Source organism: Sinorhizobium americanum, assembly GCF_001651855.1.
Classification (GTDB): Bacteria; Pseudomonadota; Alphaproteobacteria; order Rhizobiales; family Rhizobiaceae; genus Sinorhizobium; species Sinorhizobium americanum.
Genome location: NZ_LNQC01000021.1, coordinates 1 through 7903 on the forward strand (window position 1 = coordinate 1; position 7903 = coordinate 7903).

4 protein-coding genes and 1 pseudogene are annotated in these 7903 nt (G+C 60.3%); 3 read left to right on the forward strand and 2 right to left on the reverse strand.

Annotated features, from left to right (window positions below; genetic code table 11):
• Positions 1-303: pseudogene (locus ATC00_RS00240) on the reverse strand (5,10-methylene tetrahydromethanopterin reductase); the annotation flags it as partial.
• 297 nt (positions 304-600) lie between these two features.
• Between ATC00_RS00240 and ATC00_RS00245 the strand changes: the two are divergent.
• Positions 601-1659 (forward strand): isopenicillin N synthase family dioxygenase, encoded by a 1059-nt coding sequence (locus ATC00_RS00245; RefSeq protein WP_064251583.1) that lies wholly within the window; start codon positions 601-603, stop codon positions 1657-1659.
• A gap of 168 nt (positions 1660-1827) precedes the next feature.
• Complete coding sequence (locus ATC00_RS00250; RefSeq protein ID WP_064251584.1) at positions 1828-3192, forward strand: O-acetylhomoserine aminocarboxypropyltransferase/cysteine synthase family protein; 1365 nt, start codon at positions 1828-1830, stop codon at positions 3190-3192.
• A gap of 174 nt (positions 3193-3366) precedes the next feature.
• Here ATC00_RS00250 and ATC00_RS00255 read toward each other — a convergent pair whose 3' ends face one another.
• On the reverse strand, positions 3367-5586 hold the full coding sequence (locus ATC00_RS00255) for an adenylate/guanylate cyclase domain-containing protein (protein ID WP_064251585.1): 2220 nt from the start codon (positions 5584-5586) through the stop codon (positions 3367-3369).
• Positions 5587-6018: 432 nt separating this feature from the next.
• Here ATC00_RS00255 and ATC00_RS00260 point away from each other — a divergent pair, with 432 nt between their 5' ends.
• The gene (locus ATC00_RS00260) at positions 6019-6741 is read left to right on the forward strand and encodes a DUF1194 domain-containing protein (protein WP_064251586.1); all 723 of its coding nucleotides are present in this window, start codon (positions 6019-6021) and stop codon (positions 6739-6741) included.
• The last annotated feature ends 1162 nt before the right edge of the window (positions 6742-7903 follow it).

Here is a 7903-nt window from a genome sequence, read left to right on the forward strand (position 1 = left end):
AATGCCGAGATGCTCGGTCGCAAGCGCGATCGGCGCCGCCAATTGCAGCGGGTCGTTGACCGGAATCTGCGCCGCCTGATGGATCGCGTGGTAGTTGTTGCCCTTGTAGACATCGTAATAGCCGATCACGTCGGCAATGAAGATGCCATCGAAGATGCCGCGCTCGAGCGTGCGCGCCAGGTCCTGCCAATAGTCCAGGTCCTTGTATTTGAAAGACCTGTCACGCGGATGCGCCCAAAGCCCCGGCGACTGATGGCCAACGCAGTTCATGTCGAAGGCGTTGAAGCGAATGGTCTTGCTCATCCGTAGGCTCCGTCGAGTTCGGGCGATGCGATGGCCTTCAGCATCGCAGTTCGGCAGCACCAATACAGTTATTCTATCATTTTTATGTACTAAGTGCGAGAAGGTTTTTCTGCGATCGACCGCTTTCGTGGAACGCCGTCACGCGACGGCCGCCCAGCAGAAGAGCGCACAGCGCTTGGCAGGTGAGGATCGAACGCAAAACGATTTCCTCAACGAGGAGCTTCACGGCACAAACGTGCTTTGTCTACTAAAATTGTGGACTATAGGCTTCTCGGAAGCGCAAAGCAGGAGAGCAACATGAGTATTCACTCCATACCGACCGACTTGCCACTGATCGACATCGCCCGTTTCCACGCTGGCCCGCAGGAGCGCAGCCGCTTCATCGGCGAACTCCGCCAGACGCTACACCGCCATGGATTCTTCTATATTACGGGTCATGGCGTCGATCCCAACCTGATTTCCGATGTGCTTTCGACGTCGAAACGCTTTTTCGCCTTGCCGCTCGAAGAGAAGCTGAAGATCGAAATGGTCAAGTCGCCGCATTTCCGCGGCTATAATCGCGCCGGCTATGAGCGTACGCGGGGCAAGCAGGACTGGCGCGAGCAGCTCGACATCAACACGGAAGGCACCCCGGTCGAAATCGGGCCCGACACTCCGCCTTGGAAGCGCCTCATCGGGCCGAACCAGTGGCCTGACGCGCTGCCGGAGCTGAAACCCCTGCTGCTCGCCTATCAGGCGGAGGTCACCCGCGTAAGCATCGACGTGTTGAAAGCCATCGCAGTAGCCCTCGGGCAGCCCGAAGACGCTTTCGCTGAGATATACGAGCCGCAGCCGTCGCAACTCCTCAAGATCATTCGTTATCCCGGTCGGGACATTGCCGAGACTGACCAGGGCGTCGGCGCCCACAAGGACGGCGGCTTCGTCACGGTGCTGCTGCAAGACAGTGTTGCCGGGCTGCAGGTTGAGACCGAGGACGGCGTCTGGATCGACGCGCCGCCGGTTCCGGGAACCTTCGTCGTCAACACCGGCGAACTCCTGGAACTCGCCACCAATGGCTTCGTCCGCGCCGACGTGCATGGCGTCCTCGCGCCTCCGCCGGGTGCGGAACGCTATTCTGTGGCCTTCTTCCTCGGCGCCCGGTATAACGCCACGATCCCGGTGATCGACCTGCCGCAAGAGCTGAAAAGTGCCGAGCGTGGCATCACTGTCGATCCACTTAATCCCATATTCCGTGAAATCGGCCAGAACCACCTGAAAAGCCGGCTGCGTTCTCACCCGGATGTGGCACGCGCCCATCATGCCGATCTACTGGGCACGGAGCAGTTGGCCAGCGACTCGCTGGGCTCCGCCTATTAATATGCTGCCGCCTGTCCCCATGGGCAAAGGCTCCCAGCAGTCTTGCCGCTCTAAACCCGGATATGGGCCCGAACTGCTCTGGGCCGCCGCGGCTCTCCTCGTCGTCGCCCTCATCCAATCCGGCGCGCGCCCGCGCCTTCGCTAAACCCAACCCAGATGGAGAAAGCAATGACCGTCCAGCAGTCGACAGAAGCCATCGTCCAGTCCGCCGCACCGCATGCGGCACCCGGCGCCTCGACCTACAGGAGCCGTCATCCGGAGACCCAGGCGCTGCACGGCGGCAGCTTCCGTTTCGACCCCACCACGGGCGCGGTCGCCGTGCCGATCTATCAGACGACGTCCTACCAGCTTCCCGGAACCGAGGGCGCCGACAAGCTCTTCGCGCTCGAGGCCGCCGGCCATCTCTACACCCGTGTATCAAACCCGACCCAGGACGCCTTCGAGCAGCGCCTCGCCGAACTCGAGGGCGGCGCGGCCGCGCTCGCGCTTTCCTCGGGCCAGGCAGCGTCCGCCTTCGCGATTCTCAATGTCGCCCGTGCCGGCGACAACATCGTCAGCTCCGCCGGCCTATACGGCGGCACCTGGGCGCTCTTCGCGGCCACGTTGAAGAGCTTTGGCGTCGAAACTCGCTTCGTCGATGCCTCCGATCCGGAGGCCTTTGCCCGTGCCACCGACGATCGCACTCGGGCCTACTACGCCGAATCGCTGCCCAATCCGAAACTCGAGGTCTTCCCGATCGCCGAAGTGGCTGCCATCGGCCGGACGTCCGGAATCCCGCTGATCGTCGATAACACCGCCGCCCCGCTGATCATTCGGCCGCTCGACCACGGCGCCGCCGTCGTCGTCTATTCGGCTACCAAATATATCGGTGGCCACGGCACCTCGATCGGCGGCGCAATCGTCGATGGTGGCAACTTCCCCTGGGCCGAGCTAAAGAAGCGCCAGCCAAACCTCAACGAGCCGGATCCGAGTTACCAGGGCAAGACATGGATCGAGAAAGCGGAAGCGATCGCCTTTCACCCCTATATCCTACGGGCGAGGGCCGTGCTCTTGCGCGACATCGGCGCAGCCATCAGCCCGCAGAACGCCTTCCAACTCATCCAGGGCCTGGAGACACTTCCTTTGCGGCTGCGCCAGCACAACGACAATGCGGTCAGGATCGCCGAATACCTGAAGTCCCATCCGAAGGTTGCTAACGTCGTCTTTCCGAAATTCCAGACCGGCGTGGCCGGCGAGAGAGCGGCGAAATACCTGAAATCCGGCTCGTATGGCGCGCTGGTCGGTTTCGAACTGAACGGCGGCCGCGAGGCCGGCCGGCGTTTCATCGATGCCTTGCAACTCTTCTACCACACCGCGAATATCGGCGACGCGCGCTCGCTGGCCATCCATCCGTCGACGACGACCCATTCGCAGCTCTCGCCCGACGATCAACTGGCAACCGGGGTGAAACCGGGATATGTCCGCCTTTCGATCGGCATTGAGCATCCCGAGGATCTTATTGCCGATCTTGCCCAGGCGATCGACGTCGCATGATGTTGTTTTTCCGCACATACATCTGACGCGTTCAGAAATCCCTTGCATGGGAATTTTGGGCAGGGGATTTCGCACGGTTCATCTGGGCGCTTGGCGGGTCGTGATCGGCTCGTCGGCCGACCATCCGTACGCGGCGGCGGTGCATAGATCGCCGCTGCATTTGATGTGCTGCCATCAGTCGCCCCTTATTTCCTTCAACGCATCCTTGGCGTGGCCGCCGATGAAGCTGTCCTTCTCTATTGCCGCCAACGCCGGAATTGCAGCCTTGGCCCCAGAACCGATCTTTCTCAGAGATTGGACGGCCTCCTCGCGGACGCCGTCCTCTCCGAGCAGCATAACCAGGGCTGGCACGGCTTCCGCTGCCGACGGCCCGAACCAGCCAAGACGCTTTGCGGCAATCCGTCTGTCAGCGGCATCGTCCTGCTTCAGTTCGGCTGTGAGGCTCGAAACGGTGACGTCCAGTGGCAGGGCTGCAACACGGATCCCATCGAGCAAGCGTTCCCGCATGCGCTTGTATTCAGGTGCCCATCGTATCGGGAACTTATAGTCGCGTGCGAGGTCTTCGAGAGCGGCCTGATTAGAACCCGGCCGCCACGCCAGCAGCTTGCGCCTGGCCTCCTCCCGGCGACCAAGGCCAGCCAACACGGATGCGAACGGCGGCATGAGTGCGGTTGCGTTCGGGTTCTTCCTGGCTCCCTGGTCGAAGACCTCCGCCGCCTGTTCCAGATCGCTTGCGGCAAACAGGGCAACCCCGTGGGCAAGCACGTAATGGCTCGGGAAGTTCGGATTGAGGCGAAGCGCTTTCTGGACGAAGCCGAGGGCCGCGTTCGGCTCACCTGAAGTCGTCAGGGCCCAAGCCATGGCGATTTGCGCTTCAGGATCGTTAGGACCGAGTTCAATCGCCCGGCCGGCTTCGCGGCGTGCCTCCTCTGCTCGACCGAAACGCAGATGGGCCAGCGCTTGGGCCGTATATCCGAGCGCCGTGGGGTATCTCGTGGCGTTTTCCAGGTACTCGAAAGCCCGGCACACGGCAACTCGCGGAGGCGCTCCATATTGCTGGTTCCAAACATATTCATCGAGTCTGAAGAGGACCTCCTCGTGCCAGGCGTAGTCTTCGATCCTGAAGTAGACCAAGGCGAGCGCGGCCTGGGCGCGTCCGTACTCCGGATCGATCCTAATTGCTCTCTTGAGCGGCTCGACGGCCGCCGCGTTGTCATCGGCGTTGAAACGAAGATAGAGGCTCCAGCCCTCGTCGAACGCCTCTTTCGCCCGGAGGCTATCCGTCCTGCCGCGGGCGATCTCCGTCCTCTCCGTTCCCGTGAGATTGACGTTCAGCGCCTCGACGATCCTGGTGACGAACGCGTCCTGAACGCCGAAAACATCGGCGACGTTGCCGTCGAAGCGGTCGGCCCACACATGACCTCCCGAGAGCGCGTCAACCAGTTGCGCATTGACCCGCAGTCGATCTCCCGCCCGCTGAACGCTGCCCTCCAGCACATATCGTACACCCAGTTCTTCGGCGACCTGGCTGACCGCCACGGACCTGCCCTGATAGGCGAATGTTGAGTTCCGAGCAACGACGAAGAGACCGGCACTCTTCGACAGGTCGGTGATCAAGCTGTCGGTCATACCGTCGGCGAAATGTTGCTGCGCATCATCGCCGGACATGTCGGTGAACGGCATGACCGCGATCGATGGCCTGTCCGGCAAAGGGAATTCCATCCTTGCGCTTGAGGCCGGCTCCACCGACGGTGCGCGGGAATAGCTCCAGAAAACCACGCTTCCGGCTGTCAGCACCAGAGCTGCTGCGGCGGCCGAGAGCCAGAGCCATGAACGACGGGACTTGCCCCGCATCCAGGCGGCCGCGGTTCGGGGATGATCGCCCAGGCGAATCCGGTAGAGACGGACGGGCTTCTCGATGTTCTTGACCTGGCGCTCACCCAGAAAATCGAACCCGTAGTCCAGCTTTCTCTCGACCTGATCGTACGCCGTTCCCGAGATCAGGACGCCTCCCGGGACGGCCAGTTCTTCGAGCCGTGCCGCGACGTTCACGCCGTCGCCGTAGATATCCTGTCCCTCGACAATGACGTCACCAAGGTTGACACCGATGCGGAACTCGAGCCGCTTCTCGGGGGGCAGCTCCTCGTTGCACTCGGCCATCGCCTGCTGAATTTCGACGGCGCATCTTACGGCGTCAACCACACTGGGAAACTCGATCAGTTCGCCATCGCCCATCAGCTTGACCACCCGGCCATTGTGGGCGGCGATTTTCGGATCGATCATGTTCTCGCGAGTGGTTCCAAGCCGCACTACGGTATCGGCCTCGTCGATCTCCATGAGACGGCTGTAGCCCACCACGTCAGCGGCCAGGATTGCTGCGAGCTTCCGCTGCATTGGATGGGTTCCCCGGTGCAAGACAGCGTCTCTACAATTATAGGATAGTTGTCGTGCGTATCCCAGTCTGTTGTGGGCCCACGGCGCGACATAGCCCGAATGGGTAATCCCAAGTTACGGCAACTAGGAGTATGCTCTCGCCGCGGAATTCTATCAGCAGCGACACATACCTTGATCGGCACGCCGGGGACCCGCGATAGGCCACGAACGTATCTGCCGGAACAGACCACTTCAAAAAGCCTGGGGGCTTTCAAAATGTCCCGCGTCGCCGCCATAGCCAAAGCAGAAGCCTATCTCGATTCCGGTAACTTCCGCACCGATCTCGCGCGACGGGTCGATATGCCTACCGCGAGCCGAAATACCGCCTGGACTTCAGGACCCCGGCAAGGGGGGTGTTCCACATAAGCATGTTCTTGGAACGAGGGGGCTCACATGAGGGAAATGGTACGAATCTGTGCGTTTGCCGCAGTGCTTCTCTGCGCCGCATCCCCTGCCGCCGGATTGTCTCCTTGCGTGGACGTGGCTCTGGTGTTGGCCGTCGACGCCTCAGGGAGCATCGACGACACGGAATATGCGTTCCAGAGAGAAGCGATCGCTTCGGCCTTTCGCGACGAGCACGTAGTTGCCGCCATCAAAAGCGTCGGTGTCATGGCGGCTGGAGTCATGTTTTGGGGCGACGGCGAGTTTCCGGCGCAACGGATCGACTGGACCATAATCGAGGGAAGCGATGATGCCGAAGGCTTTGCACAAAAGGTCGAAAGCAACAAACGCACGGTGTTCGGCAATACCGATATCGGCAGCGGCATCTGGGCCGCCCTGGATATGCTTACCGACCCGCGGCTATGCGCGTCCCGGCTCATCGTCAACGTTTCGGGAGATGGAAAGGAAACTATCGCGCCAAAAAGACGGCATGTGGCCACTTTGGACATGGCACGTAGACGGGCGGAGGAGATGGACGTAACCGTCAATGCGCTTGTTTTGGCTGATGAGGAACGCGATCTCGCTAGCTATTACAAGCAAAAAGTGATCGTCGGGAACAACGCCTTTGTTATGAGTATAGATACCTATTCTGACTACGCATCCGCCATCAGGAAGAAACTGATCCGAGAAATCCCGTCGCAGTCGCTGGCTCAAGCGGATACGCCAGAGTGGTAATGGATCACTACCGCGTAACATCTGCCGGAGCGGGACGCCCCATTTTGATGCTGCATTGCCTTCCGGATGGGAACGGACGAGTTCGTTTCGTCGATATGCTACCCACAATACTTTAATTGGTAATATAAGACCCGCCCGCGGTCGTCGTGGACGCTCCGATGTCGTCTGGACCTACCTTGTAAGCGTGATGGGTGAAAAGAAGGCTATCGCAAACTTCAGCAATCCTGGCAAGCAGGGCGAAACGATCCGCCACTTCTTGCTGTACGGCGGCAAAGCTGGGTCCTGATTTACGACTTTTTTCGCCAGGGGCGTCCAAGTAAGGAAGATCAAGCCTGCATCGTCGCACGCTACGGCATAGGTCAACCACCTCAAAGCGAGGGCATCTGCAAGCAGGTCAGCAGGCTCTGGCCTTCGGAGTATTCCTCATCCCGCCAGACCTGCCTTGAGCTCCCAGAATGCTTCACAGGTGGAATGGACGTCATTCGCCCACGTTCGGTCCGCGAGATGGCTTCGGGATGAACACGACTACGACTCCCTGAGAAATGTGCCGACCAGGCATTCCAAGCTCGGGGCATCTTCCCAATGCATGTTGTGGCCCCGACCCGGAAGCGAAATGAGCCGTGACCCGATGATTCCGCCTTTCAACTGATTCTGATGCTTCGCAGTTCACCGCGAAGAATAAGCGTCGGTGCTGAAATATCCTACAACAACGGAGCTGGATCATAGGCAAGTTGTTCGTAATGGATCGAGCGCCAGACCCGCCCCGGAACCGACGCGCATTCCTGGCGGACATGGGAGAGGAAAACCTCAGGCCGCCCTTAAAGGTCGGGGATCGGTACGAACAAAATCGGGGTGCTATCAGGCTGCGGTCGACTTTTCGCCGGGCTCAAATGCTCTCGTGCAGCATCTCCCGTGCCGCCGCACGCTTCGGAGAATGTGGTGCTCCGTGGGGCCCGTCATCGAAGGAAAATCATTCCACATTACTACACATATTCTATATACTATATGTGTATTCCATTCCTCGCCTGTCGCATCATGCAGTACGAAGGCCGCAGGCAAGCAGCTCGCCCGCCGGTCAGTAGCCGCAAACAGGATCCCGATGGAGGAATGCATGTCCAATCCCATTTTCAGTCAGACCTATCGCCGCCGCAGCGTACTGAAA

Bases quoted from the DNA above. Each gene is read 5' to 3' on its own strand.
- ATC00_RS00260 (WP_064251586.1), top strand. From the start codon at position 6,019: ATGAGGGAAATGGTACGAATCTGTGCGTTTGCCGCAGTGCTTCTCTGC.
- ATC00_RS00250 (WP_064251584.1), top strand. From the start codon at position 1,828: ATGACCGTCCAGCAGTCGACAGAAGCCATCGTCCAGTCCGCCGCACCG.
- ATC00_RS00255 (WP_064251585.1), bottom strand. From the start codon at position 5,586: ATGCAGCGGAAGCTCGCAGCAATCCTGGCCGCTGACGTGGTGGGCTAC.
- ATC00_RS00245 (WP_064251583.1), top strand. From the start codon at position 601: ATGAGTATTCACTCCATACCGACCGACTTGCCACTGATCGACATCGCC.